A 25,821-nucleotide genomic window follows, 5' to 3' on the forward strand; every position below is an offset into this window, starting at 1 on the left:
GATTATACCCTAGTCTTCGATGCGTTTCAATTTCAGGTTAGTAACAGGTGCTACAATAAGCGGGAACTTTTCCACCGTGACATTGCTGGGATCCAATCCAAAGCCCCTTTCTTCGGAAAGCGATATTTCTTTAAGCCAGAAGTGGAATTTCATTACCACCCTTTCAAGGAATGGGAGATCATTGTCCTGGCTTAGGTATTTTTCCATGACCACAAAGGAAAAATCTCCAACTATATTGCTTCTTTCCAGGCTTTCATACCTGCTGGTAATATTTACCTCCCTGTTGGTTACAAGGTCCTCGACCACCTTCCTGAACATGAGGTTAATGCGGGGCTCTACTCTGAAACCAAGCCTGAACTCAATGCGTATGATATCATTAGGTATGATATGATCTACTTTATACTCCATGGTATAAGGATCATCCAAAGTATCCACATGAACAAGCCAGTATATATCTGCCCGTTTAGGCTTTTTATTGAGAATGGAATAAATGATCTTATGTTCTATTTCTTTAGGATTATCAGCACTGGTCAAATACACAAGGTGCGTAGCATACTTGACTATGGATCGGTCATTGCTTAACTCCTGGATCTTTGGAATATAATGCTCCAGGCGTACAAATTCTACATACCTGTTTTTGATCTTACGTGCCCTGTACCAGGCATACATCACCAGGAACATCAAACCACCTATCATCAGGGTGATATAACCCCCGTGAGTGAACTTTTGTAAAAGGGCGAAAAGGAATAATATTTCAACCAGGGAATACACCGTCAGAAATATCCATATATAGATGGGCTTTACCCTTCGGGCCACCAGGAAGTTAGAAAACAGGATGGTGGTCATCAGCATAGTGACAATAATGGCCAAACCATAAGCAGCCTCCATCCTTTGGGATGTTCTGAAATATAGTACCACGCCTACACAACCCATAAACATCAAGAAGTTCAAAGAAGGAATAAATAATTGTCCTCTTGCTTCTGAAGGGTACCGGATCTTCAGTTTAGGCCAAAGATTCAGGCGCATGGCTTCACTGATAAGCGTAAAAGATCCGGATATCATGGCCTGGCTGGCTATTATCGCCGCCGTAGTGGCTATTATTACCCCAATGATGATAAACCATTGTGGCATAAGGTCATAAAAAGCATTGATGCCTAGTGTTTCCCTTACTGATTCGGTGATGGTTAAGCCCCTGTGATGGCTTAATAAGCTGGCACCCTGCCCCAGGTAGTTCAGGATCAGGCATATCTTGACAAACCCCCAGGAAGCACGGATATTTCCCCTTCCACAATGCCCAAGATCACTGTACAGTGCTTCAGCTCCGGTGGTGCAAAGAAATACAGCACCTAAAAGCCACAAGGCATTAGGATATGATCTTAAAAAATGGAAGGCGTAGGTTGGGCTAAAAGCCCTGAAAATTGTCCAGTCGTCAGATAGGTGAACAATGCCCAGCACGGCTAACATGCTAAACCATATGAACATTATTGGACCGAAGAACCTGCCTATGGAGGCTGTGCCGAATTGCTGTAAAAAGAAAAATAGTCCAAGAATGACAAGGACTATGTAAACAACGTATTCTTCAATATTGTGAAAGGTCGGGATCTTCTTTAATCCTTCAACAGCGGAAGTGATGGAAATGGGTGGCGTAATGATTCCATCTGCAAGAAGGGCAGAGCCACCAATCATGGCAGGGATCACAAGCCATTTTCGTTGTCGCCTTACAAGGGCGTAGAGTGCGAAAGTTCCGCCTTCACCCCGATTATCCGCCCGTAATACTAATAGAACGTATTTGATCGTTGTTTGAAGGGTGATCGTCCAGATTATACAGGATAAACTTCCAATAATCAATTCTTCCGAGATAATCCTGTTGGTAATGATGGCATTGAAAACATATAAGGGTGATGTACCGATATCTCCATAAATAATGCCTAACGCTACAACTAATCCCGCAACTGTAACCTTATTAAGTGGTGCTTTCACTGTACCCGTGTTATGTTTTATTGGTTCGAAGGCGAATTGACAAAGGTATATGTTAAAATTAATAGATGCACAATGAGAAACACGCCATTAGTTTGAAATTTGACCGGGTTCACAAGGGGATCCTATTGTATTATAAATGTAAGCTTGTGAACTTTTAACGGTTCACCTGTGCATCCAAGTTATATTTTATACGTCTTAATAAAATAAAATACAACTATTAACTTTAATAGTTTAAAGATTTTGCTTTTATGCGATTTGCCAATTTTGTATTTATCTTTTTACTCCTTGCATCCGGCACTGTTACCAATGCACAAAAGATCATTTATTCCCAACCGGGTAATGACGATACCCGAAGAATGAATTTTGAGGTGATTGGAAAGGTATCCGGTAATTTCCTTATCTACAAGAATAGCCGCAATAAAAGCTATGTGAGTGTGTATAACAATGAAATGGAAGAAGTCAGTAAAATTGAGCAGGATTATATACCTGAAGACAAGTTGATCAATGTCGATTTCTTTCCTTACAGCGATTTTAGTTATATCATTTACCAGTACCAGAAGAAGAATGTGGTGTATTGCAATGCAGTCAAAGTGGATGGAAATGGTAAGAGGATATCCGACATTCTCACCCTGGATACTTCACATATAGGATTTACGGCTAACAATAAGATATACTCCACCATAACGAACGAGAACAAGTCGAAACTTATGGTCTTTAAGATCAATTCCAAAAACAAATCAAAGTTTATCATAACGACCATGCTTTTTGACGCCGAGCTAATGCTTCAGAAGCGCGACCGCTTTTATTTGGCCATGGACGAAAGGGATGATAACCTGGATGAATTCAATATAGATAATGATGGGGATCTTGTATTCGTCAGGTTCAACAGGAATAACAATGAAACCATTAACAGCACTACTTTATTCTGGAAGCCTGCTGCGGTGGATACTGTAACGGCCATCGAGGTGCCCCAGGATAAGATCCTGCTGGACGAATTGCATATTAAAGTAGATAATGCCAATAAACGGTATTTTCTCACTTCCTTTTATTACACCAAAAAAAGGGGAAATATAGAAGGATTTTACTTTTATGTGTGGGATAAGTTATCAAAGCAGCCAGTTCTTCAGAATGCTGTAGCGCTAGGTGAGGATATTAGAAATGATGCCAGGGGAGATGCTAATATAAAAATGGCTTTCAATGATTATTTTGTCAGGAATATAGTGATTAAGAAAGACGGAGGGTTTGTCATAAATGCAGAATCATACTATACTACTTCCAGGAACAATAACTGGAACAGGTATAATTATCTATATGGTTACCCCTTATCCAGCTACGATTATTACAGCCTTTATTCACCTTATTACAGCAACTGGTATTGGAGGGACAGGTATTACAACAATCAGAACGTAAGAAGACATGCGGATAATGTTACCATCCTTTCCTTTGACAAAACAGGTAAATTGGAATGGAGCGGCGTGATACATAAGGAACAATATGACGATGAGTCTGATGACAGGATATCATATCTCATGGCCAATACAGGTAGCCAGATCCACTACCTTTTTAACGTGGATGAAAGGAGAGCTTTATTATTAAATGATTACACCTTGTCTCCCGGTGGTGAATTGAATCATAATCCTACTTTAAAAAATCTTGACAGGGGATATGAGTTTCTACCTAAGTATGGCAAGCAGGTGAGTAGCTATCAATTGATCATTCCATGTTATTATCGTAATTACATTTGCTTTGCTAAAATCGAATTTAATTAATAGCATTGCGATGTGATTGGACTGTTTAAACAAAAATCTCCAGGAAACGTTGTTGTCCTGATGATCTTTGGCCTATTGTTAAAACTGCCTCTATTCCTGTTTCCACAGAATATTACTGTTTCTGAAAAGGATGGTCCCTTGTACCAGGGATTTATTGGACTGCTGCCATCTAATAATGCCGTGCTTTGTGCTTTTATTTCCTTTGGTTTATTATACCTGCAGGCATTATTGATTACATACCTGGCTAATGAATACCGGATGATGGCCAGGCAGAACTTCCTTCCAGGTATGTCCTACCTGATCATAACATCCTTGTTGCCTGAGTGGAGTTATTTATCTGCACCCTTATTAAGTACCACCTTTATTATCTGGATATTCATAACCCTTTTCCGTTTATACAATTCCCCCATTGCAAAAGCCCAGGTATATAATATAGGATTAATAACAGGTATCAGCTCGTATATCTATTTCCCTTCGGCCTGTTTCATCATTTGCATACTGTTAGGATTAATGATCCTGAAACCCTTTAAGTTCAACGAGATCATTTTGTTCCTCCTGGGTTGTATCACCCCATATTATTTTTACGGGATCTACTTATTTCTAACTGACAGGCTGAGCTTTAAAAACTTTGTTCCTGAAATAACTTTTACCATTCCCCAGCTTAAAAATTCCCTGTGGCTGGCTATCAGCACCTTTCTTATCGCCATTCCTTTCGTTATGGGTGGTTATTATATCCAGACACATTTAAGAAAAATGCTGATTCAGGTAAGAAAGAACTGGAGTATAATATTGCTTTATCTTTTATTATCCTTTTTTGTTCCTTTTATTAATAGTCACCATACCCTACAGGCTTGGGTGCTAATTGCTGCCCCTTTTGCCATGTTTCACGCCTGTGCCTACTTTTACCAGACGAGAAAGATCATTTCCTCGCTGTTGTTCATTATGGCTATAGGCTATATTCTTTATATGCAATATGGCACTGCAACACTGCATTAACAGAAAAATGATCTCTGAAAACTATCTTTGTAACTCAAATTTGATTATATGAAGTTTGGTGTTGTTGTTTTTCCGGGCTCCAATTGCGATAGAGATATGTACAACGCTTTGGTTGATGACCTTAAGCAGGAATGTACAATGTTGTGGCACAAGGACAGCGACCTTTCTGGCTTTACCACAGAAGATTGCATTGTTCTCCCAGGGGGATTTTCTTACGGAGATTATTTGCGCACGGGCGCCATTGCACGTTTTAGCCCCATCATGCAAAGCATTATAGAATTTGCCCGGAATGGTGGAAAGGTGTTGGGAGTTTGCAATGGTTTCCAGATCTTATGCGAATCACATTTATTGCCCGGGGCTTTATTGCGCAATAACAACCAGCAATATGTTTGTAAGAATTTATTTATAAAAGACGCACAGGACAAAGTTTTTAAAATACCGATTGCACATGGAGAAGGCCGGTATTACGCCGACGAAGCCACCCTTGACAGGCTTGAAAAGAACAACCAGGTACTCTTTCATTATTGCGATGAGGAAGGTAATGTAGTACCTGAAGCAAATCCAAATGGTTCAGTCCGAAACATTGCCGGCATATGCAATGAAGCAAGGAATGTATTTGGAATGATGCCACATCCTGAAAGGGCGTGTTCCTCTTTATTAGGAAATACCGATGGCAGGAAAATATTCGAGATATTATTTTCCCAGGTTATGGAAGGCGTCATTTAAGGTTTCATTATCCCCACTTTAACAAGTTCTCAAAGTTTTATATGGGAAATTTGTAGACATAAAACCGGTACATGAAAAGATTTTCATTAATTATAGCAGCTTTCCTTACAGTAGCTATCGCCTCAGCTCAAAACATCAATCCTGTTAGTTGGTCTTTTACCAGTAAAAAATTGGGTGATAAGGAATATGAGATCCAGATGCTGGCAACTATTCAGCAAGGTTGGCATTTGTATTCGCAATCACAGCCAGAAGATGCCATAGCACAGCCCACATCTTTTCAATTCAATAAAAACCCTTTATTGGATATGAATGGGAAAGTAAAGGAAGTGGGAAAACTGGAAAAGTTTAAAGATAAAACACTTGATGTTTCAGCTAATCAATACAGTAACAAAGTTTTATTTGTGCAGAAAGTGAAAATAAAAGGAAAGGCAAAGACCAACGTAACGGGTAAGCTTGAGTTTCAGACTTGCAACGATGAAAAATGTCTTCCCCCTAAATCTGTGAATTTCTCAATTGCCCTAAAATAATATGAAGCAATAGTTCAGTAAAACGAGTTCTTTTTCAAAGGACTCGTTTTGCTTTAAAAACAGGAAGATGAAAGCAATTATTCAGACCGGGTTCATACTTTTCTTTCTACTGACAGGATTTTTAAGCCAGGCGCAGGACTCCATCCAACCATTTAAATGGAAAATTACCAGCAAAAAGATCAGTGCCAACCAATACGAATTGGTTTTTTCTACTGATGGAAATAAAAGTTGGGAACTATACGCTCCGGATCAGATCTTGAGCGAAGTGCCAACAACCGAATTACAGTTAACTGATTCAGCCATACAAATGGCAAATGCTTTTACTGATTCTGGTTCGTTCAAAAAAGCTAAAAGTGCCTTATTTGATACCATTGTAAAAGTCTACCAGGGGCCTACTTCCTGGAAGCGGACCATAACTATACCGGGTATTATTCCGGGCCAGTTACAAGGAACTTTCTTATACACATATGGTAAGGGCGAAGAATTTTACCCTTCTACTGCAGTCCCATTCAATGTTTCATTGGAAGGTGGTGTTAGCACAACTACCAAAATAAAAGTGTCCTCCATTGACCTTAAAAACCCGGTGAATAATTGCGGTGATGATGATACAGCCGACAAAAGTTTGTTTTCGATCTTTCTATTAGGTTTTATCGGGGGATTGATTGCACTAATTACTCCCTGTGTATTTCCTTTAATACCATTGACGGTTTCTTTTTTTACAAAGAAATCCGGAACAAGGAAAAAAGGCATACAAAATGCATTATTATATGGGCTTAGCATATTTCTGATCTATGCATTATTAAGCGTACCATTCCATCTTTTAAATAGTGTAAATCCGGAGATATTAAATAATATATCAACCAATGTGTGGTTAAATCTGGCCTTCTTCGTGGTATTTATATTTTTCGCACTTTCTTTCTTTGGTCTTTATGAAATTGGCCTGCCCAGTGGGTTTGCCAGTAAAATAGATTCCAAAGCCGGTATGAGTAACTTCTGGGGGATCTTCTTTATGGCGCTTACCCTTGCCATAGTTAGTTTTTCCTGTACAGGTCCTATACTAGGTTCTCTACTTGCGGGTGTCCTCACCAGTGATAATGGTGCTACACAATTGACCTTTGGCATGTCAGGTTTCGGGTTGGGGTTGGCGCTTCCATTTGCACTCTTTGCTTTATTTCCCCATTGGCTTCAATCGCTTCCCAAGTCTGGAGGGTGGCTTAATTCCGTTAAAGTAGTACTGGGATTCCTGGAACTAGCTTTGGCCATTAAATTCCTTTCCAATGCGGACCTTGTAAAACAATGGCACCTTTTGGAAAGAGAAGTGTTCATTGCTTTATGGGTATTGATTGGTATCGCTATCGTCCTTTACCTGTTGGGTGTTATCAGGTTTGGGCATGATAGTAAGCCCCGTTTTTCAAAGGCAAGGATCTTTTTCATTGCTTTATTCGGATTATTTACCCTATACTTAATGCCAGGGGTAACAAATACCAATTGGGCAAGACTTACTCTTATCAGTGGATTTCCGCCTCCCTATGGATATAGTATATACCAGCATCCCGTGAATTATGAAACAGGCGTAGAGCCGCTTCATAACCAGTATGAGAAAGCATTACAACTGGCCCGGGAGCAAAACAAACCTGTTTTGATAGATTTCACTGGATGGGCTTGCGTCAATTGCCGCAGAATGGAAGAAAATGTCTGGACAGATCAGGGCGTAAGGGAATTAATGAAAAATGAATTTATTGTCGTTTCTCTTTATGTGGATGAAAGACAAAAACTGCCAGCTTCAGAACAATTTGAATACAAAACCAAGTCAGGTACCGACAAGCCAATTATAACAGTGGGCGATAAATGGGCTACATTCCAATCGGAGAATTTCAATGCCGTATCACAGCCGCAGTATGCCATTATTAGTGCAGATGAAGTGGCATTAACTAAAACCAAGGCCTATACGCCTTCTGCCGGCCAGTTCAGGGATTGGTTGCAATGCGGACTTGATGCGTATAAAAAAACTAAGAAGTAGATCAATCTTTTGATCCAACCTTGTAGTGATCAATAGATTAGAAATAAGAAAGCCACTCATTTTGGAGTGGCTTTCCTGTTTATAGAAGTGCAATTAATATTCGTCTTCATTGAAAAGGAAATCATCCTGGGAAGGGTAGTCAGGCCAGATATCCTCAATGCTTTCATAGACCTCTCCTTCATCTTCAAGCTCCTGGAGGTTCTCGATTACTTCAATAGGCGCCCCTGAACGGATTGAATAATCGATCAATTCGTCCTTAGTCGCTGGCCAGGGTGCTTCTTCCAGGTAGGATGCTAATTCTAACGTCCAAAACATCTTTGTAAGTTTTTGATGATTTATTGAAATGGTGAAGTATAATTTCCATGCCACTTTCCTGCAACAGGAGATTATACCGAACCCCTCAAATTTTTCGCAAATGTAGGTGTAATAACCAATTTTCCAAATGTTGAATATTATATGGTTAAAAACAGGGGATGAACTTTGCCGGGACGTATTGTTTATAGATATTTGAACAATTCTAAAGATGCTTACAGCTAGGGATATACATAAGAAATACGGGACTATAGAAGTATTGAAAGGTGTTGAAATCTCTATAAATGCTGGTGAAATTGTAAGTATTGTTGGCCCCTCTGGGTCTGGCAAATCCACTTTATTACATATTTTAGGCACACTGGATAAGCCCGACAAAGGTGAAGTTATGTTGCATGATATCAACGTAACCAACCTGGCAGGTAAAAAACTAGCTGATTTTCGCAACACGCATATCGGCTTTGTATTCCAGTTTCACCATTTGTTGCCAGAATTTTCCGCACTGGAAAATGTTTGTATCCCAGGGTGGATCTCCGGAAATAATAAAAACGGTGTAAAAAAACGAGCCGAGGACCTGCTTAAGCTATTGGGACTTGGCCATAGGTTGCAAAATAAGCCCGGCGCACTTTCCGGAGGTGAGCAGCAAAGGGTGGCTGTGGCAAGAGCACTTATCAATAACCCGGACATTGTCTTTGCCGATGAACCAACCGGTAACCTTGATACCGCTAACGCCCGCGAACTTCACCAGCTTTTTTTTAAACTAAGACAGGAGTTCAATCAAACATTCCTGATAGTTACCCATAATGAAGAACTGGCCCAATTAAGCGATCGCAAACTCACAATGAAAGATGGGAAGATTGTTTCAGAGGTTGACCTTGAAAGCTAGATAGTAATATTCTTTATTAAGAGACTTGTTAGTCGATCCTTGCGGTCCACTTAATTTCTTCTACACCAAGCTTCTGACCTACATATCTCGCCAGGGTAAAAAGATAATCGCTTAACCGGTTAAGGTATTGGATTACTTTTTCATCAATAAATAATTCATGTTGTTGCATATTTACGGCCAGCCTTTCAGCGCGGCGGCAAACACAGCGTACAATATGAATAGATGATACAAAGGGATGGCCCCCGGGAAGAATGAAAGATTTCATCTCGGGCAATCTTAATGTCATGCGGTCAATGCTGTTCTCAAGATTGGTGATATCTGATTGATAAAGACCAGGTAATCTCATTTTGGTTTCTTTCTCAGCATCTGTTGCCAAGGCAGATCCAATGGTAAAAAGCCTGTCCTGGATCTCCTTTAATTCACTGGTAAATTCTTCATCATGCAATTGGTCATTTACCAGTCCGATCCAGGAATTTAATTCATCAACTGTCCCGTAAGTTTCTATGCGGATGTCACTTTTAGGCACTTTAGTACCGCCTATCAAAGAAGTATTTCCTTTATCTCCTGTTTTAGTGTAGATCTTAAATGACATTTTATTTAATTATTTAACCAGCAATTGCTCTTTCCGTACATCACTTTCAATGATGCCATCTTTTAAACGCACTATTCTATGTGCAAATTCAGCAATATCTACCTCGTGGGTTACCAGGATTACTGTATTGCCGCCTTCATGTATTTTACTGAAAATCTCCATTATCTCGTGAGAGGTCTTTGAGTCCAGATTACCTGTTGGTTCATCTGCCAGGATGATAGATGGATCATTTACAAGGGCTCTCGCGATGGCCACTCTTTGATTCTGTCCCCCACTCATTTCGTTAGGTTTATGATGACTCCTGTCAGCCAGGTTTACTCTGGAAAGCACCTCCAGTGCTTTTTCTATTCTCTGTTTCCGGGGAACGCCGGCATAAACTAAGGGTAGGGCTACATTTTCCGCCGCTGTCAGCCTGGGAAGCAGGTTGAATTGCTGGAACACAAAACCGATCTCTTTATTTCTTACATCAGCCAGGTCATTATCCGCCATGGAGCTGACATCATGGCCATTCAATATATACCTTCCACCAGTAGGTGTGTCAAGACAGCCCAGGATATTCATTAAGGTGCTTTTCCCAGATCCTGAAGGTCCCATTAAAGCAACGTATTCATTCCTTAAAATATCAAAAGAGATCCCTTTTAATACTTCAATTACTTGTTTACCCAGGTAATAGTTCTTTGTGATATTTTCAAGGTGTATGATAGCCTCCATGTGTAAGATTATTCTGGTTTTTTGATCACTTTGGGTACTTTAAAAAACTGGTTGTCATGCAAAGGCGCATTTTTTAGAGCCTCCTGCTGTGACAACATGTTCTTTACTTCGTCTTCACGAAGCATGTTATTGTTTCCTGTCATATGCAGTAAGGGCTCAATACCAGTAGTGTCAAGTTCTCTGAGCTTGTCCACAAACCCGATCATTTTTTCCAGATCTGCCTTGATCTCTTCTTTTTCTGCTTCATTGAAATCAAGCATAGCCAGACGGGATAATTTTGTAATAAGGGCATCATCTACCTGCATTAAACAAATATAAGTACAGATTGACTTTAGAATTTATGCTTTTGGATAGCTGGTAATGTAATCACTGCCCCTTGTTTTACATTATGTAATGCCAGTTAGCTGTTTTTTGATCTATCCGTGGCTTTCAAATAGTTGAAAGCGCAAGTTGGTTGAATCTCTTCACCTATAGGGCCAAAGAAGATTCATTGACTATATAGACTCCTTATCTTCGCGGTCCGAAATGAGGATTTATGGCTGCAAAAGAGATCGTTGTAAGTGGAATAAGACCTACTGGTTTTTTACACCTGGGAAATTATTTTGGTGCCATGCGCAACTATGTGCGCATGCAGGAAGACTATGAATGCTATTTTTTTGTTGCCGACTGGCACTCCCTTACTACTCACCCCGATACAAAAGGGTTACGGGAAAGTGTATTAAGGGTAATAGCCGAAAACATTGCAGCAGGCCTTGATCCTTCCAAAGTCAGCTTGTATGTTCAAAGCTCTGTTCCAGAGATCGCAGAATTATACCTTCTGTTGAACATGCTGGCTTACAAAGGAGAATTAGAAAAAACAGTAACCTTCAAGGATAAAGTGCGCCTGAATCCCCAGAATGTAAATTCCGGGCTGTTGACTTACCCGGTACTAATGGCCTCTGATATCCTGATACACAAGGCTAAATATGTGCCTGTGGGCAAAGACCAGGAACAACACCTTGAAATGGCAAGAAATTTTGCACAACGCTTTAACCACAGGTATGGTGATTTGTTTCCTGAACCGCAGGCTTTCAATTTCGGGGCTGAACTGGTAAAAGTTCCCAGCCTTGACGGTGCAGGTAAAATGAGTAAAAGCGAGAACCAGTATGCTACTTTGTACCTGGCTGATGACGATGACCTGATACGGAAAAAAGTAATGAAGGCTAAAACAGACAGTGGGCCCACAGAACCCAATTCTGAAATGCCTGATTATATAAGAAATATCTTCCAGATCATGAGCCTGGTAAGCGAGGAGCAAACAGTAAATAAATTCAGGGAAGATTTCAATTCAGCTAGTATCCGGTATGGAGATATGAAAAAACAGTTGGCTGAAGATATGGTCAGTTTCATTGCCCCTATCCGGGAAAAAGCAAACGAGATCAGGAATGATGAAAGTTTTTTAAAAAGACTGATGAATGAAGGAACGGAAAAAGCCCGCATCAGTGCCAATAAAACAATTGAAGCTGCCAGGGAATTAGCAGGGCTGAAATACTACTAGACAAAAAATAAACTTTACCTTATAAATCTCGGTACTATATTCTATTTTGTGCGCCTTGAATAACTGAAATAATCAGTCCCCACCTTTTATTATGGCAAAATCTAAAAAACCAAAGCATATTGCAATAGCTGGAAACATTGGTGCAGGAAAAACTACGCTTACGGAACTTCTTAGTAAGCATTACAAGTGGATACCACATTTCGAGGACGTGGACCACAACCCTTACTTGAATGATTTCTATGAAGACATGCCTCGCTGGAGTTTTCAGTTGCAGATATATTTTTTAAATAGCCGCATCAACCAGTTGTTAGAGATACATAGAGGCAGCGAGACCATTATCCAGGACAGGACCATTTACGAGGATGCAAATATTTTTGCTCCCAACCTTCATGAAATGGGATTGATGACCAAAAGGGATTTCGAAAATTATTATAGTTTTTTCCAAACCCTGAAAACGATGGTTCAGCCTCCCGATCTGCTTATTTACCTGCAGGCTTCTGTACCTACCCTTGTGGGACAGATTCAGAAAAGAGGGCGGGAGTATGAGGAAAACATTCGCCTCGATTATTTAAAGCGTCTCAATGAATATTATACAAAGTGGATCGATACTTACAAAGAAGGACCACTTCTCATTATTAATGTAGATGAAAATAAATTCGGGGAAAAAGAAGAAGACCTGGGAATTATTATGAGCAAAATAGACGCACAGTTATATGGCCTCTTCTAAGTAATCTGGAGGCAGGTCCATATTCTTTTACGGGTAATTGGCGTAAGGGGCTGTTTCATCCAGCATTTGATCTATTTTTTGTAACCAGTCATACTGGATCCTCCTGTTACGGCTATGATCGGATTCTCCATCATACCGCGCCTGCATGTTTTCCTTTTCTTCCACTATGGCCTTATAGATCTCGTTGACGTCCCTGCGATAAGTTCTTCGGTTAAATTGGTACTCTGAAAGAGCTTTATAAAGTTTGCGGGCATAGATCTCTGTAATATCAAAATGGCCTTGTTCGTGAGCTAAAATATATTCTGTTTTAAGCAATCCCCAGGACTTATGCTTTGAAAAATTACAACTAATGGAATAAGTAAGTTGTCCGTCTTCAACCTGGTAAGCAATTCCCAATGAAGTGCTGGTTGAAGCCACAGCGTCAGAATTGTTTTTGGGTGCGCACAAAAAGTCTTCCCATTCCAGGCGACGGCTAAACGTCCAGGGGATAAACTCCTCGTTCTCCTCTCTTGGACTGGATATCTTTTCAATGCGGGGGCTAACTGTTTTAGTTTTCAGAACCGGTGCAGGTTTACCGGAAAAGTTTAGAGCAAGGATTAAAACAAAAAGTAGGTGGTGGTAGCTCATAGTAGTCTAACGCTTATCAGATTCTAAAAATTATGATGGGCTTAGTGCAATTAGGTTAAAATAAAAATAAAAAAGAGTATTTGTATCCTACGTTAAATGAAGATGAAAAGGGTAGGGGGAATCGTTCTACCCCCCAATTTTATAGTTAAAAGCGTTTGTGATTCCTTCGATTTCCAGGTTATGGTGCCATGTTATGACCAGACAGGTTTATCTAAAATAAACCCTTGAAATTTTTGAAACAGGAATTATATCATTCCCTGGTACTAAAAAACCCTCTATCGGGAGGGTTCTTTAGTACTATAAAGACAGAGTGTTAGATTTTCGGTCCTGCAGCTTTTACTTCTTCTTTTACACCGGATGCATAATTCTCAAAGTTCTTTTTAAATAGCCCGGCAAGGAATATGGCCTTTTCATCATAAGCATCCTTATCCCCCCAGGTATTTCTCGGGAATAAAAGCCCTGAAGGCACTCCGGGTACTTCCTTTGGAATGGCTAAATTAAATATAGGATCTACTTGCATTTCGGCATTGTCTAGTGCTCCAGATATGGCCGCGGTGATCATAGACCTGGTATAGGCAAGTTTCATTCGTTTGCCAATGCCATAAGGACCACCACTCCAACCGGTATTTACAAGCCACACATTAACATCATGCTTTTCCATTTTCTGTCCAAGCATTTCGGCATATTTACCTGGGTGCAAGGGTAAAAATGGGGCTCCGAAACAGGCGCTGAATGTGGGTTTGGGTTCAATTACACCTTCTTCGGTGCCAGCAACTTTGGCGGTATAACCAGAAATGAATTGATACATCGCCTGTTCTTTGGTCAATTTAGCGATGGGAGGCAACACACCATAGGCATCACAGGTCAAAAAGAAAAGGTTTTTGGGAATATTTCCAATGGAAGGTTCCTGGGCGTTGCTTATAAAATCAATTGGATAAGATACCCTTGTATTTTCAGTTATGGAGCCATCTTCAAAATTGATTTGATTGGTCCCTTCATAAAATTTTACATTCTCCACAATAGCACCTGGCCTGATAGCATTATAGATCTCTGGTTCGTTCTTAGGTGAAAGGTTGATCAGCTTGGCATAACACCCACCTTCAAAATTAAATACACAATCAGGTGCCCAGCCATGCTCGTCATCGCCTATAAGTTTCCTGTTGGGATCGGCACTGAGCGTAGTTTTACCTGTGCCGCTTAAACCAAAAAATATCGCAGTGTCTCCATTCTCGCCAATATTGGCCGAGCAATGCATGCTTAAAACATTTCTTTCCTGTGGTAGGATGTAGTTAAGAACTCCAAATATTCCTTTTTTGGTTTCGCCAGTATATCCGGTTCCGGCTATCAGAACGGTTCTGTGTTTAAAAGAAACGATTACTGCATTGTATTGCCTGATCCCGCATTCTTTTGGGTCCAGGCGCAGATCAGGGGCAGATATAACATGCCACTCCGGTTTAAAACTATCCAAATCTTCCTCTGTTGGCCTCAGGAACATATTGTAAGCGAATAAATTAGTGGAAGGTCTCTCCGTGATGACCCTGATATTCAGCCGATAGCTGGGATCTGCGCAGGCAAAGCAATCACGAACCCACACTTCTTTTTTCTCATTCAGGTAATCCATCATCTTTTTATGGATGACAAGAAAATACTTCTCTTCAATTGGGATATTGAAATTGTTCCAATGGATAGTGTTTTCTGTGATCTCATCTTTTACTGTGAATTTGTCGTTGGGTGATCGTCCGGTGAATTCACCTGTGCAAATGGCCAGGGCTCCTGTGTCGGTCAATTGGCCTTCTCCTAAGCGAAGTGTGTCCTGTATCAATTCTTCGGGTGTGGATTGGTAGTGAACGCTTTCAGTTCTTTGCAAACCAAGCTTCACTAACTTCTCTTTCGAGATAGTAATTGTAGGTACTGACATATAATAGCAATCGTTTTAAATAAAGTACAAAGTTAAGTCTATAATAATTTCATGCCTTCCACACGTGTCTTATATACACATTGAACAATGCAATACGTATTGCATAAAATGCTGAGACAATTGCACAACCATGGAAACGCTATCCTCAATTTTATTAATTATTTAGCTTTTTTTAAGAGGCCCAATTGGCTAAAAATGAAAAAAAAGAAGGTGGTCAGTAAATAAGATTCATCATTTCGGTTACTTTGCCCCGTGTTAAAATAAAACGCTCATGAAAAATCTTCCATTAAATCCGGAGTTATTCAAAACGAACAGGAAACGCTTTATAGAAAAGATGAAGCCCAATTCTATTGCCATTTTTGTGAGTAATGATGAAGTGCCCAGCAATGGCGACGCATTGCATCCTTTCAAACAAAACAGTGATCTTTATTGGCTTTGCGGGGTTACGCAGGAAGATACAATGGTCGTCTTATTTCCGGGCAACCCCGATCCCAAATTCCGGGAAGTGCTGGTTCTTGTAAGGCCCGTGGAACTAAAGGAAAAATGGGATGGCAAACGGTTGCGTAAGGAAGAAGCCATCGAAATGAGTGGTATACAAACTATAGTCTGGCTGGATTCCATTGATGCCTTGTTACAAACCTGGATACACCTGGCTGATATCATTTACCTGGATACGAATGAAAATGATCGCAAATCAAGTTTAGTGCGCTCCCGGGATTACCGCTTTGTGGATGAAATGAAAAGCAGGTATCCTTTGCACCAATACGAAAGGGCTGCAAAGCTGATGAAGGAATTAAGGGCCATTAAGACTGAATATGAAGTTGAAGTAACAAAGAAAGCAATTGAAATAACACATAATGCCTTTATAAGGGTAATGAAGTTTATTCATCCTGGCGTAATGGAATATGAAATTGAGGCGGAGATCATCCATTCTTTTCTCTCCCAGAGAGCTTCAGGGGAAGCATATGGCAGCATAATAGCCAGTGGTGACAGGGCCAGGACACTTCATTATGTGTCCAATAACCAGGAATGTAAAGATGGTGAATTGGTTTTAATGGATTTCGGAGCCTCTTATGGTGGTTATAATGCTGATCTCACACGCACTATACCGGTAAATGGAAAATTCTCACCACGTCAGAAAGAAGTTTATAATGCCTGCCTCCAATTGCATAATTATGCCAAATCATTATTGAAACCCGGCATTACTATTAATGATTATACCGAAAAAGTAGGGGATGAGGCTACCAGGCTATTTATCCATATAGGACTATTAAAAGAAAGTGATGTAAAGAACGAAGACCCTGAAAACAGGGCCTACAGAAAATATCTTTACCATGGTATTTCCCATCACCTGGGCATTGACGTGCATGATCTGGGCACACGTACTGAACCTATTAAAGCTGGAATGCTCTTTACTGCTGAACCAGGAATCTATATTGAAGAAGAAGGAATGGGAATCAGGATCGAGAACAACTTATGGATCACTGAAAATGGAAACATTGATCTTTTTGAGGGCATTCCAATTACTGTTGAAGAAATAGAAGCTATAATGGCAAAATGATCTTTGGCCCCACCGGAAGTGGGGCTTTCTTATATATTTGTTGACTAATAATATACCCTGCGGGGGAAAGAGCATGAAACAGATACCTAATATTTTTACGCTTATCAATCTGATCTTTGGTTGTATCGCAATAGTGCTCATACTTCAAACAGGTGAAACCATAGTGGTTCTGGATAATATGGGTGCTTCCCAGGTTACCTTACCTGAGAAGATCTGGCAAGGTTCACTTTTTCTCTTTGGGGCTGCTATAGTTGACTTTCTTGATGGCTTCCTGGCCCGCATGCTAAAAGCGAATTCTGAAAAAGGAAAACAACTGGACTCATTGTGCGATGTGGTCAGTTTTGGCGTTGCACCCGGAATGATTTTGTACCAGTTATTACGTATAGGCTTTGCAAAGGAAGAAAATGGTCTTGATGTTTCATTAATGGCTTTATTACCCGCGTTTATCTTTTCTGCTGCTGTGGCGTGGCGACTGGCTAAATTTAATATCAGCACTAATCAAACTTACAGTTTCAAAGGTGTTCCCTGTCCCGCCGCCGGCTTGCTTATAGCATCTTTTCCCCTGATAATATGGTACCAAACACTTGGTCTTCAACAATTATTTATCAATGTTTGGTTCCTTTATTTTGTTATAGTCGCAGTGAGTTATTTAATGGTAAGCAACAGGAGTTTTATGGCTTTTAAATTCACTGACTACACATTCAAGAATAATGCTGTTAAGTACACCTTGCTGGTAATATCAGTGATAAGCATTATTTGGCTGAAGTGGCTGGCCGTACCTGTTATTTTTGTTTTATACCTTGTTTTCTCTATGTTTTCCAAAGAACCTCCTCCTATGGTTTCTGACATTCACAGGCAAACGCTGGATGTGACAGTATAACATGCGTAGCGCTTATAATTACAAAAAAGAGTTCCTTCAGTACAATAAACATGGGTAGCCAAACTTTTTCTTAGGTTTGCCGGATAAATTTTTTGAGAAATGAAGTTCACCGTACAGGTTAAAGTAATGCCCTTAAAAGAATTGCTCGATCCACAAGGGAAAGCTGTTATGACAGGGCTCGGAAATTTAGGATTGAAATCTATTGAGGATGTACGTATCGGCAAAAATATCAGTCTACAGGTTGAAGCCAATTCAGCAGAAGAGGCCAGGCAAATAGCTGAAGAAGCCAGTAAAAAATTATTGGCCAATCCTGTTATGGAATATTTTGAGATCACTGCTTCCTGATACCGGTATCCCAATTAAGATATAATGGCAACAACCGGCATGCTTTATCTTGTACCTACGCCTATCGGCAACCTGAAAGACATTACTTTAAGAGCGCTGGAGGTATTACAGCAGGTGGATGTGATTCTTGCTGAAGATACCCGGACGTCATCTAAACTTTTGAACCATTACCAGATCAACAAACCCCTGTCTCCCTATCACCAGCACAACGAACATAAAATATTGCAACACCTTGTTGACCAACTGTTGGCGGGTAAAACCATGGCAGTGATTACCGATGCGGGTACCCCGGGTATCTCTGACCCTGCTTTTTTATTGGTAAGGGAATGTATTCGCAATGCTGTAAAAGTGGAAACCTTGCCGGGAGCTACAGCATTTGTTCCTGCATTGGTCAATAGTGGTTTGACCACCAACAGGTTTGTATTCGAAGGGTTTTTGCCTTTAAAAAAAGGAAGGCATACCCTGCTCACCAAATTGGCAACTGAAGAAAGAACGATGATCTTTTACGAGTCACCGTTAAGACTGGTAAAAACATTGGCCGACCTTATCTCTTATTTTGGTGCTTCAAGGCTATGCTCGGTAAGCAGGGAACTGTCAAAGATGTTTGAAGAAAATGCACGGGGCACATTGCAGGAAGTCCATGATCATTTTCAATCTAAAACCGTAAAAGGTGAAATTGTAATAATTGTTGAAGGCCAGGAAGCATAATGGCATTAAAATTTCATTTGGTTTTGTAAAATAAACTATGAAAAGAATGTTGTTAATGCTGATTATTCTATTCTCCCTTGGGGCTTCAGCTATTGCTCAAAGTGAAAATGTTCCCCAGGCGGTTAAAGAAACATTCACCAGACAATACCCTGGTGCCGAAAATGTAGAATACAAGGACAACCTTTTGAAGGTTTGGGTAAATTTTACACTGAATGGAGATACTTTAAAAGCTAATTATACTAAAAAAGGTGTTTGGGAAAATACAGAGAAAACGATAACATTTGATCAATTACCCCCTACAGTTAAAGATGGATTTGCAAAAAGTAAATACGCTGATAGGGAAGTGGAAGAAACCAGGATCATTTATAGGGCCGGGGGAACAGAAAGGTATCGCCTGAAAACACGGAAGAATGATCTTCAAAAGAAATACCTGTATTTCAATGAAAATGGTCAACTGGTGGAAGACTCAATAGCTCTCTGATACTTATATAAATAAATGAACCCTGCATGATGTAGGGTTTTTATTTTTATTATAACACTCATTTGGCGAAATTTACCGCTATTGCCCTTGATCACCATTGTATTATGTGATTGATGGTAACAGTTTGTAACCTTATGCTTAATCAATAGACAATCAATAAACATGAAGAGACCCTCTTTTCCGTTACTCACCTTTTTATTATTTATTACCTCCTCCCTTTTTGCCCAGCCTGATAGATGGCAGCAGCGTGTGAAATACACGATGAATATTGATATGAACGTACAAACCAATCAATATAAGGGGAAGCAGAATGTCGAATATTGGAACAACTCCCCGGACACACTTCACAGGGTATTTTTTCATTTATACTGGAACGCCTTTCAACCAAACAGCATGATGGATGTGCGCAGTCGCAGGCAGGGAAGCATTATCATTGGAAGGGACAGGAATGGAAACGAAATACCAGATTGGGATCCCAGGGTAGAAGACCGAATTTTGAATCTTACACCGGAGGAGATAGGGTATGAGAAAGTTTCTATTATAAAAATGAATGGCCGGACTCAAAAGACAAAATTGCATGAGACCATACTAGAGGTAATGCTTGATAAGCCCATACTGCCCAAATCGAAAGCGGTGTTTGATATGGATTGGGATGCACAGGTGCCTTTACAGGTAAGAAGGAGTGGTAGGGATAATCCATCTACTTTGGTTCGTTATACCATGACCCAATGGTATCCCAAGCTGGTAGAATATGACTATGAAGGATGGCATCCTACACCTTATATAGCCAGGGAATTCTATGGAGTTTGGGGCGACTATGATGTTAAGATCAATATTGATGGCAGTTATTTGGTAGGTGGATCGGGAACAGTTGTAAATGCCAGCGAAGTAGGATATGGATATGGATCCCCGGCTTCCACAGGCCCCGCATCAAAAGGAAAAACATTGACCTGGCATTTTGTGGCTCCTAATGTGCATGACTTTGCCTGGGCTGCAGATCCTGAATACAAACACATTGTGCGACAGGTACCCGGCGGCCCCACCATTAATGTTATTTACAATGGTCAGCCATCAAGGGAAGTATGGGAAGACATGAGCGATGCAGCACGAGCAGGCTATAAAAATGATTTTAATAATTATGTACAAAAATGGGATGGCTTATGGGAAGATGTAGCCAATGCTGCAGTTACTGTATTTCCTTTTATCAAAAAGACTTTTGGAGATTATCCATACAAACAATACTCTTTTATTCATGGTGGTGATGGTGGCATGGAATATCCTAATTGCACCATGATATCAGGCCCATCTCTAGGTACTGCTTTCCACGAATGGATGCACAGCTGGTACCAGGGCATGTTAGGTACTAATGAATCATTGTACCCATGGATGGATGAAGGTTTTACAGAGTTTGCTACCAATAAGGTTGAGGAATATTACCGCCAGCAGGTACTAAGAAAGAATTTGCTCAATAATCCTGAGGCTTTAAAGAGATCCGATTCTATTGCCAATGTGAAACCTCTTTTACAGGCGCCCAATTATAATGGTTATTTCAGGTTGGTGAAAAGTGGAAAAGAAGAACCAATGAGCACGCATTCTGACCATTATAATACCAACTATGCGTACAGCAATGCAGCTTATTCCAAGGGTGCTGTGTTCCTGGAACAATTGGGATATATCATTGGGGCCAAAACAAGAGACCAGGTTATGTTGGAGTATTATCGTCAATGGCGTTTTAAGCATCCTAATGCCAATGACTTTATTCGTGTGGCTGAAAAGTTGAGTAATATCCAGTTGGATTGGTACAAGGAATTCTGGGTTAGTTCAACCAAAACAATTGATTATGCTATAGACTCTTTATGGGAGGGCGGTAACGGAACGAATATTCGTTTGCGCAATATTGGAATGATGCCTATGCCCTTAGATGTCAAGGTAAGTTTCAAAGATGGTTCAAGTGAGTGGCATTATATTCCCATGTCCCTTATGTTTGGAGAAAAGCCTGTGGAAGAAGGACAGGAAGGACGAAAGGTTTATGAGGAGTGGAAGTGGACCCATCCAACTTACGAGATCAGTTCTTCAAGAAAGCTTACAGATATCACCTCGGTGGAGATTGATCCCTCGTTCAGAATGGCAGATGTGGAAAGAAAAAATAACCGGCTTGAATTAAAATGGTAAGATGATCTAACTGCATTATATAAAAGCCTCAACCTTTAACCGGGTTGAGGCTTTTATATAAGCTTTTATTCTGTGAGGATAAGAGAAGATAATTTAATGATAGCAGAGATGCAATTATTTCTTTACGTACAACAAATACTTTTCCTTAAAATATTCTTCTTCAAACAAACTGGTTACCTCTATCATCCTTGGTTTAGCACCGCTTTCTGAAATTTCCTGGGCAAGGTCTCCGCCCTTTAAACAGATCAGGCCTGAATGAAGTAAGACCTGTCCTGAAGCTGATTCAAATGTATAATTGGATGACTTTAATAATGGTCTGCTCCATTGAAACAAGTCTTTTAAAGGAGCTACAGCCCTGCTCACAGCAAAATCAAATTTCCTGTTTTTAATTTCCTGGGCCCTGCCATGCTGGGTGGTCACATTCTGTAACCCAATCGCCTCTTTAACAGCCTCCACGATTTTTAATTTCTTCCCAATACTGTCAACCAGGTGGAATTTCACTTCCGGGAAATAGATGGCTAATGGAATACCTGGAAAGCCACCGCCCGTTCCGATATCAACGATCTCTAGTCCTGCAGGAAATTCAAACGCAGCAGCTATGGCCAGTGAATGCAATACATGCTTTTCGTAAAGACTGTCAATATCTTTCCTCGATATCACATTGATCTTTGCATTCCAGTCTTTATATAGGTTATCAAGCGCCTTAAATTGTTCTATTTGTTTCGGTGAGAAATCAGAAAAATATTTTAATAGTATTTCCATTTATTAAAACGTTTGGTGCCTTTGAACTGACCAGGGATATAAAAAATGTTTTGAATCCGGTTAATCCCATGTTTTCCTTGGCTTTTTCCATAATGCAGGGGCAAAAATGATATAATAAATGAACATCCAGATATCCCAGAATAAAAACCAGGAGAAAAGGTCATTTTCACCTAATCGCTTCATGGCCTTATTCCAGATGATCGCTTGTGTTCCCAATCGAATAATGAGTGGTATCAAACACCATCTCCAGTCAAATGCTATGGCTGAAGCAATAAAAAGAGGGTAGAAAAGAAAAAAGGAGAAAGTATATAAGCCTAAAAGAAACTTATGGGAGGATCTGTAAAACTTTCCTGTGCTGTAATGCCTGTTCTTTTGCCGCATCCATTCTTTCCAGCTGCGTTTTGGATTGGACAAGGTAAATGCTTCAGGATCCAGGACTACAGTTGTATTATGTTTGTTAGCTACCTTATTGATGAAAAGATCGTCATCTCCACTTGGTATATGGTTGATAGAAGAAAACCCTTTATTCTTAAAAAAAAGGTTTTTCCTGTAGGCCAGGTTTCTGCCTACACCCATATAGGGCTTGCCAGCCAGTGCATATCCAAAATATTGAAGTGCGGTATGAAAAGTTTCAAACCTGATGATCTTGTTCAAAAGACCAGGCATCTTGGTATAGGCTCCATAACCCAATGCTACTTCCACACCATTGGTAAAAGCATCCTGCATTTTATACATCCAGTGCTCACTGGCAGGAACACAATCAGCATCGGTCAATAAAACGATCTCGTGTTTTGCTTCCTTGATGCCTATCGATAAAGGAAATTTCTTACCTGCGATCATCTTTGCTTCCTGGGTCAGGTCCACGATCTGCAGTTTTTTAAAAGTCTTTTGCAGTTCTGCCAGTATATATTTCGAATCATCCAGGGAGTTGTCATTCACCACAATCACTTCATTGGTGGTGGCATAATCCTGAACTAATACACCGGGAAGGTGACGAGCCAGGTTTTCATCTTCATCACGGGCGCAGATGACCACCGAAACCGGGTGTTGCTGTGATTGATCTTTCGGTGCTGGCTTGTAAAAAGCAACACGCCTGAAGAAAAAAAGATAATAAAACAGTTGTACGAGAGTAACTGCCACTAAAGCATAAAAAACAAGGAATTCCCACCTCATAAGCATGGCCGCGAAGATAGTAAAGCGCTCCATTGCAAGCGCAGACTGTATTTCACAAATTTGCTATAAATCTCATTGCCCTTATCTTGCAGCCCAATTTTTTTTATTCTATGCCTGCTTTAGCCTTTGATTTATTGAAAACAGATGACAGGACTTCGGCCCGGGCAGGGAAGATCACTACGGACCATGGCATCATCGAAACGCCTATTTTCATGCCTGTGGGAACTATTGGTAGTGTAAAAGCAGTTTCCCAGCAGCAATTGAAATCAGAGGTTGACCCGCATATCATTTTGGGTAATACCTACCATTTATACCTGCGGCCAGGAATGCAAACACTGGAAGCTGCAGGAGGTTTGCACCGGTTTATGAACTGGGACAGGCCCATTCTTACAGATAGTGGGGGGTTCCAGGTATTTTCTTTATCAGGAAAGCGTAAGATCAATGAGGAGGGCGTCATGTTCCAAAGTCATATTGATGGCAGCCGTCATTTGTTTACACCCGAGAAGGTCATGGATATCGAAAGAACCATAGGGGCAGATATTATGATGGCTTTTGATGAATGCCCTCCTGCCAACTCGGAATATAAATATGCTTTGGATTCCATGAACCTGACACACCGTTGGCTGGACAGGTGCTTTACTCATTTCAATGGCACCCACGACCGCTACGGCCATACTCAAAATTTATTTCCAATTGTTCAAGGTGCGGTATTCCATGACCTGAGAAAAGCCTCATGTGAATATATCTCTTCAAAGAATGCAACGGGGAATGCCATTGGAGGACTTAGTGTTGGTGAGCCAGAACCAGTGATGTACGAGATCTGCCAGCTATGCTGCGAAAATCTGCCAACAGCAAAACCCAGGTACCTGATGGGCGTAGGAACTCCCTGGAATATACTGGAATGCATATCCCTGGGAATAGACATGTTTGACTGTGTAATGCCTACCCGTAACGGCCGCAATGCCATGCTTTTTACTACAAAGGGTGTCATCAACATTGATAATAAGAAATGGGAGCACGATTTCTCTCCCATCGATGATGGTATGGATGCAGTATTTAGCCATTATTACAGTAAAGCCTATGTCAGGCATTTATTTAAAGCCGGGGAGATCCTTGGCCTGACCATCGCCTCGGTTCAAAACCTGGCCTTTTATCTCTGGCTGGTGCGGGAAGCCAGGAAACATATCATAGCCGGTGACTTCCTTTCCTGGAAAGAGGAAATGATACCGGTATTAAAGACCCGGCTGTAATCCTATTCTTTGGGCAAAGGAGAAAGGGAACAGAAAAGGAGTTAATAGGTTAACAAGTTGAAAAGTTAACAAGGTATCTTTCTTGACCTGTACTCTTCTCCCGAATTCCTTTGTCTTTTTTTAGTATTAGGAAATATTCGGAAATTATCAGCCTTTTAGGATCACCAAATTTTCACGATAGTGCTTCTGAATCTTTTGGATATGATATAATTATTAATTACGGGTTTGATATTGACCCTGTATACACAAAGACCTTAGACTTTACTTTTTCCAGGGATTCTGTAATTACTTCATACAAAGTAAATGAATGGAAGAAAAGTAAATAATTACAAAGCCGCGATAACGGGCTTTTATAATAATAACAATGCTCAACGGCAAAAGAAAAACATCCATTGCCTGCGAACAAAAAATACCTTATGAAAAACAAACCAAAGGTTGAAAAAACTGTCAACTTTATTTAGCCATCTAATAAGAAACTACAAACTTCCTTAAGCAGCATGCTTAAGGAGAAAAAATGGTACCTGGTAACCCGGTGGAAAGTCTCCTTCAAACCTTACCTTCCAGTCATAATCATTCATGTATAGCTCCATGAACTCCTTGTCATCATCACTTAAGGGTGCCTGAACTTTAATATCCAGCTTGTTCTTTAGCTTCTTTACCTTCTCCCTTTTTGGCTCTTTCAGCCTTTGATCCAGTTCCACTTCAAAAGAAGAGAGCAGCAGGATAAACTGCTCCTGGGTAAGGGAGATACGCTTTTGCTCTTCCAGGAAATGGTACAGCGGCAGTAAATACATCCCCTTTAGCCATTCCTGTCTTCAGGCAGACAATGGCAATGGTTCTTACCTGTTTAAACAACTGCCTGTACCTTCTTTTAACCGGTACAAAGCGGTAGATGATGGAAGAGATGATATTGCCTGTACCAAACCTCTCTGCGCTTCTGCGGCTTCCCTCAAAGGCAGGATCACTCCAGTAGCGCTTTGAATCCACTCCGGGAAGCAGTCGTACCAGGTAGCCCCATTCAGGGTCATAATAAAAGTTCACGTTATCATCCACTGTTCCTATTGCCTTGATGTATCCTACTTGCCTGGCCATAACTGGTATTAGATTTTAATAGCTGCAAGTTTTTGAAAATCCCTCTCAGTTCAAAACCCCTATGTCCGTTTT

Annotated in this window: 26 protein-coding genes; 15 read left to right on the plus strand and 11 right to left on the minus strand. The window is 40.5% G+C overall.

Features of this window, described 5'->3' with window-relative positions; translation table 11 throughout:
* Positions 1 to 9: 9 nt before the first annotated feature.
* Entirely contained in the window at positions 10 to 1,980 is a 1,971-nt protein-coding gene (locus BP74_RS15110; protein WP_496375191.1) for a KUP/HAK/KT family potassium transporter, read from the minus strand.
* A gap of 248 nt (positions 1,981 to 2,228) precedes the next feature.
* Between BP74_RS15110 and BP74_RS15115 the strand changes: the two genes are divergently transcribed.
* From BP74_RS15115 to BP74_RS15135, 5 genes are all read left to right on the plus strand, one after another.
* Positions 2,229 to 3,749 (plus strand): hypothetical protein, encoded by a 1,521-nt coding sequence (locus BP74_RS15115; protein WP_496375192.1) that lies wholly within the window; start codon positions 2,229 to 2,231, stop codon positions 3,747 to 3,749.
* A 12-nt stretch (positions 3,750 to 3,761) separates the two neighbouring features.
* Positions 3,762 to 4,745, plus strand: a complete 984-nt coding sequence (locus BP74_RS15120; protein WP_496375193.1) for a hypothetical protein — start codon at positions 3,762 to 3,764, stop codon at positions 4,743 to 4,745.
* Positions 4,746 to 4,793: 48 nt separating this feature from the next.
* The gene (gene purQ, locus BP74_RS15125) at positions 4,794 to 5,471 is read left to right on the plus strand and encodes a phosphoribosylformylglycinamidine synthase subunit PurQ (protein ID WP_496375194.1); all 678 of its coding nucleotides are present in this window, start codon (positions 4,794 to 4,796) and stop codon (positions 5,469 to 5,471) included.
* Between the two features lie 71 nt (positions 5,472 to 5,542).
* Complete coding sequence (locus tag BP74_RS15130; RefSeq protein WP_496375195.1) at positions 5,543 to 5,998, plus strand: protein-disulfide reductase DsbD domain-containing protein; 456 nt, start codon at positions 5,543 to 5,545, stop codon at positions 5,996 to 5,998.
* A 67-nt stretch (positions 5,999 to 6,065) separates the two neighbouring features.
* The gene (locus BP74_RS15135; RefSeq protein ID WP_496375196.1) at positions 6,066 to 8,018 is read left to right on the plus strand and encodes a protein-disulfide reductase DsbD family protein; all 1,953 of its coding nucleotides are present in this window, start codon (positions 6,066 to 6,068) and stop codon (positions 8,016 to 8,018) included.
* 93 nt (positions 8,019 to 8,111) lie between these two features.
* Here BP74_RS15135 and BP74_RS15140 read toward each other — a convergent pair whose 3' ends face one another.
* Positions 8,112 to 8,333, minus strand: a complete 222-nt coding sequence (locus tag BP74_RS15140; protein WP_072836228.1) for a DUF2795 domain-containing protein — start codon at positions 8,331 to 8,333, stop codon at positions 8,112 to 8,114.
* A gap of 208 nt (positions 8,334 to 8,541) precedes the next feature.
* Between BP74_RS15140 and BP74_RS15145 the strand changes: the two genes are divergently transcribed.
* The gene (locus BP74_RS15145) at positions 8,542 to 9,213 is read left to right on the plus strand and encodes an ABC transporter ATP-binding protein (RefSeq protein WP_496375197.1); all 672 of its coding nucleotides are present in this window, start codon (positions 8,542 to 8,544) and stop codon (positions 9,211 to 9,213) included.
* Positions 9,214 to 9,241: 28 nt separating this feature from the next.
* Here the strand turns inward: BP74_RS15145 and BP74_RS15150 are convergent, their stop codons facing one another.
* The 3 genes from BP74_RS15150 to gatC are packed head-to-tail and all read right to left on the minus strand — an operon-like array spanning position 9,242 to position 10,821.
* The gene (locus BP74_RS15150) at positions 9,242 to 9,805 is read right to left on the minus strand and encodes a cob(I)yrinic acid a,c-diamide adenosyltransferase (RefSeq protein WP_496375198.1); all 564 of its coding nucleotides are present in this window, start codon (positions 9,803 to 9,805) and stop codon (positions 9,242 to 9,244) included.
* Positions 9,806 to 9,814: 9 nt separating this feature from the next.
* A complete protein-coding gene (locus BP74_RS15155; RefSeq protein ID WP_496375199.1) occupies positions 9,815 to 10,516 on the minus strand; it encodes an ABC transporter ATP-binding protein in 702 nt (233 codons plus the stop codon).
* Between the two features lie 8 nt (positions 10,517 to 10,524).
* The gene (gene gatC, locus BP74_RS15160; RefSeq protein WP_496375200.1) at positions 10,525 to 10,821 is read right to left on the minus strand and encodes an Asp-tRNA(Asn)/Glu-tRNA(Gln) amidotransferase subunit GatC; all 297 of its coding nucleotides are present in this window, start codon (positions 10,819 to 10,821) and stop codon (positions 10,525 to 10,527) included.
* Between the two features lie 230 nt (positions 10,822 to 11,051).
* Here gatC and trpS point away from each other — a divergent pair, with 230 nt between their 5' ends.
* Together trpS and BP74_RS15170 are read left to right on the plus strand one after the other, a co-directional pair.
* Positions 11,052 to 12,053, plus strand: coding sequence for a tryptophan--tRNA ligase (gene trpS, locus BP74_RS15165; RefSeq protein WP_496375201.1), 1,002 nt, complete (start codon positions 11,052 to 11,054; stop codon positions 12,051 to 12,053).
* Positions 12,054 to 12,144: 91 nt separating this feature from the next.
* Positions 12,145 to 12,780 carry a deoxynucleoside kinase gene (locus BP74_RS15170; protein WP_496375202.1) on the plus strand — a complete coding sequence of 212 codons (636 nt, stop codon included), beginning with the start codon at positions 12,145 to 12,147 and terminating at the stop codon, positions 12,778 to 12,780.
* 27 nt (positions 12,781 to 12,807) lie between these two features.
* On the opposite strand, the gene BP74_RS15175 is transcribed toward BP74_RS15170, so the two are convergent.
* Complete coding sequence (locus BP74_RS15175) at positions 12,808 to 13,407, minus strand: DUF922 domain-containing protein (protein WP_496375203.1); 600 nt, start codon at positions 13,405 to 13,407, stop codon at positions 12,808 to 12,810.
* A 313-nt stretch (positions 13,408 to 13,720) separates the two neighbouring features.
* A complete protein-coding gene (pckA, locus tag BP74_RS15180) occupies positions 13,721 to 15,325 on the minus strand; it encodes a phosphoenolpyruvate carboxykinase (ATP) (RefSeq protein WP_496375204.1) in 1,605 nt (534 codons plus the stop codon).
* A gap of 271 nt (positions 15,326 to 15,596) precedes the next feature.
* On the opposite strand from pckA, the gene BP74_RS15185 reads away from it, so the two are divergent.
* From BP74_RS15185 to BP74_RS15210, 6 genes are all read left to right on the plus strand, one after another.
* The gene (locus BP74_RS15185) at positions 15,597 to 16,886 is read left to right on the plus strand and encodes an aminopeptidase P N-terminal domain-containing protein (protein WP_496375205.1); all 1,290 of its coding nucleotides are present in this window, start codon (positions 15,597 to 15,599) and stop codon (positions 16,884 to 16,886) included.
* Positions 16,887 to 16,959: 73 nt separating this feature from the next.
* Positions 16,960 to 17,766 carry a CDP-alcohol phosphatidyltransferase family protein gene (locus BP74_RS15190; RefSeq protein WP_496375206.1) on the plus strand — a complete coding sequence of 269 codons (807 nt, stop codon included), beginning with the start codon at positions 16,960 to 16,962 and terminating at the stop codon, positions 17,764 to 17,766.
* A gap of 99 nt (positions 17,767 to 17,865) precedes the next feature.
* Positions 17,866 to 18,111 (plus strand): phosphoribosylformylglycinamidine synthase subunit PurS, encoded by a 246-nt coding sequence (gene purS, locus BP74_RS15195; protein ID WP_496375207.1) that lies wholly within the window; start codon positions 17,866 to 17,868, stop codon positions 18,109 to 18,111.
* A 24-nt stretch (positions 18,112 to 18,135) separates the two neighbouring features.
* Entirely contained in the window at positions 18,136 to 18,819 is a 684-nt protein-coding gene (gene rsmI, locus BP74_RS15200) for a 16S rRNA (cytidine(1402)-2'-O)-methyltransferase (protein WP_496375208.1), read from the plus strand.
* A 37-nt stretch (positions 18,820 to 18,856) separates the two neighbouring features.
* Entirely contained in the window at positions 18,857 to 19,300 is a 444-nt protein-coding gene (locus BP74_RS15205; protein WP_496375209.1) for a PepSY-like domain-containing protein, read from the plus strand.
* Between the two features lie 162 nt (positions 19,301 to 19,462).
* Positions 19,463 to 21,472, plus strand: coding sequence for a M1 family metallopeptidase (locus tag BP74_RS15210; RefSeq protein ID WP_496375210.1), 2,010 nt, complete (start codon positions 19,463 to 19,465; stop codon positions 21,470 to 21,472).
* A gap of 114 nt (positions 21,473 to 21,586) precedes the next feature.
* On the opposite strand, the gene rsmG is transcribed toward BP74_RS15210, so the two are convergent.
* Both rsmG and BP74_RS15220 read right to left on the minus strand, forming a co-directional pair.
* Positions 21,587 to 22,234: a 16S rRNA (guanine(527)-N(7))-methyltransferase RsmG gene (rsmG, locus tag BP74_RS15215; RefSeq protein WP_496375211.1), complete on the minus strand. Its 648-nt coding sequence runs from the start codon at positions 22,232 to 22,234 to the stop codon at positions 21,587 to 21,589.
* A 60-nt stretch (positions 22,235 to 22,294) separates the two neighbouring features.
* The gene (locus tag BP74_RS15220; RefSeq protein ID WP_496375212.1) at positions 22,295 to 23,440 is read right to left on the minus strand and encodes a glycosyltransferase; all 1,146 of its coding nucleotides are present in this window, start codon (positions 23,438 to 23,440) and stop codon (positions 22,295 to 22,297) included.
* Between the two features lie 77 nt (positions 23,441 to 23,517).
* Here BP74_RS15220 and tgt point away from each other — a divergent pair, with 77 nt between their 5' ends.
* Positions 23,518 to 24,657: a tRNA guanosine(34) transglycosylase Tgt gene (gene tgt / locus BP74_RS15225; RefSeq protein ID WP_496375213.1), complete on the plus strand. Its 1,140-nt coding sequence runs from the start codon at positions 23,518 to 23,520 to the stop codon at positions 24,655 to 24,657.
* 488 nt (positions 24,658 to 25,145) lie between these two features.
* Here the strand turns inward: tgt and BP74_RS15230 are convergent, their stop codons facing one another.
* Together BP74_RS15230 and BP74_RS15235 are read right to left on the minus strand one after the other, a co-directional pair.
* Positions 25,146 to 25,451: a hypothetical protein gene (locus tag BP74_RS15230; RefSeq protein WP_496375214.1), complete on the minus strand. Its 306-nt coding sequence runs from the start codon at positions 25,449 to 25,451 to the stop codon at positions 25,146 to 25,148.
* Positions 25,360 to 25,749, minus strand: a complete 390-nt coding sequence (locus BP74_RS15235) for a hypothetical protein (RefSeq protein WP_496375215.1) — start codon at positions 25,747 to 25,749, stop codon at positions 25,360 to 25,362. The genes BP74_RS15230 and BP74_RS15235 overlap by 92 nt, the downstream gene beginning before the upstream one ends.
* Between the last annotated feature and the right edge of the window lie 72 nt (positions 25,750 to 25,821).

This window comes from Flavisolibacter ginsengiterrae DSM 18136, assembly GCF_059568575.1.

Coding starts and splice junctions, on each gene's coding strand:
- BP74_RS15115 (WP_496375192.1), top strand. CDS start 2,229: ATGCGATTTGCCAATTTTGTATTTATCTTTTTACTCCTTGCATCCGGC.
- purQ (WP_496375194.1), top strand. CDS start 4,794: ATGAAGTTTGGTGTTGTTGTTTTTCCGGGCTCCAATTGCGATAGAGAT.
- BP74_RS15130 (WP_496375195.1), top strand. CDS start 5,543: ATGAAAAGATTTTCATTAATTATAGCAGCTTTCCTTACAGTAGCTATC.
- BP74_RS15135 (WP_496375196.1), top strand. CDS start 6,066: ATGAAAGCAATTATTCAGACCGGGTTCATACTTTTCTTTCTACTGACA.
- BP74_RS15140 (WP_072836228.1), bottom strand. CDS start 8,333: ATGTTTTGGACGTTAGAATTAGCATCCTACCTGGAAGAAGCACCCTGG.
- BP74_RS15145 (WP_496375197.1), top strand. CDS start 8,542: ATGCTTACAGCTAGGGATATACATAAGAAATACGGGACTATAGAAGTA.
- BP74_RS15150 (WP_496375198.1), bottom strand. CDS start 9,805: ATGTCATTTAAGATCTACACTAAAACAGGAGATAAAGGAAATACTTCT.
- BP74_RS15155 (WP_496375199.1), bottom strand. CDS start 10,516: ATGGAGGCTATCATACACCTTGAAAATATCACAAAGAACTATTACCTG.
- gatC (WP_496375200.1), bottom strand. CDS start 10,821: ATGCAGGTAGATGATGCCCTTATTACAAAATTATCCCGTCTGGCTATG.
- trpS (WP_496375201.1), top strand. CDS start 11,052: ATGGCTGCAAAAGAGATCGTTGTAAGTGGAATAAGACCTACTGGTTTT.
- BP74_RS15170 (WP_496375202.1), top strand. CDS start 12,145: ATGGCAAAATCTAAAAAACCAAAGCATATTGCAATAGCTGGAAACATT.
- BP74_RS15175 (WP_496375203.1), bottom strand. CDS start 13,407: ATGAGCTACCACCACCTACTTTTTGTTTTAATCCTTGCTCTAAACTTT.
- pckA (WP_496375204.1), bottom strand. CDS start 15,325: ATGTCAGTACCTACAATTACTATCTCGAAAGAGAAGTTAGTGAAGCTT.
- BP74_RS15185 (WP_496375205.1), top strand. CDS start 15,597: ATGAAAAATCTTCCATTAAATCCGGAGTTATTCAAAACGAACAGGAAA.
- BP74_RS15190 (WP_496375206.1), top strand. CDS start 16,960: ATGAAACAGATACCTAATATTTTTACGCTTATCAATCTGATCTTTGGT.
- purS (WP_496375207.1), top strand. CDS start 17,866: ATGAAGTTCACCGTACAGGTTAAAGTAATGCCCTTAAAAGAATTGCTC.
- rsmI (WP_496375208.1), top strand. CDS start 18,136: ATGGCAACAACCGGCATGCTTTATCTTGTACCTACGCCTATCGGCAAC.
- BP74_RS15205 (WP_496375209.1), top strand. CDS start 18,857: ATGAAAAGAATGTTGTTAATGCTGATTATTCTATTCTCCCTTGGGGCT.
- BP74_RS15210 (WP_496375210.1), top strand. CDS start 19,463: ATGAAGAGACCCTCTTTTCCGTTACTCACCTTTTTATTATTTATTACC.
- rsmG (WP_496375211.1), bottom strand. CDS start 22,234: ATGGAAATACTATTAAAATATTTTTCTGATTTCTCACCGAAACAAATA.
- BP74_RS15220 (WP_496375212.1), bottom strand. CDS start 23,440: ATGGAGCGCTTTACTATCTTCGCGGCCATGCTTATGAGGTGGGAATTC.
- tgt (WP_496375213.1), top strand. CDS start 23,518: ATGCCTGCTTTAGCCTTTGATTTATTGAAAACAGATGACAGGACTTCG.
- BP74_RS15230 (WP_496375214.1), bottom strand. CDS start 25,451: ATGTATTTACTGCCGCTGTACCATTTCCTGGAAGAGCAAAAGCGTATC.
- BP74_RS15235 (WP_496375215.1), bottom strand. CDS start 25,749: ATGGCCAGGCAAGTAGGATACATCAAGGCAATAGGAACAGTGGATGAT.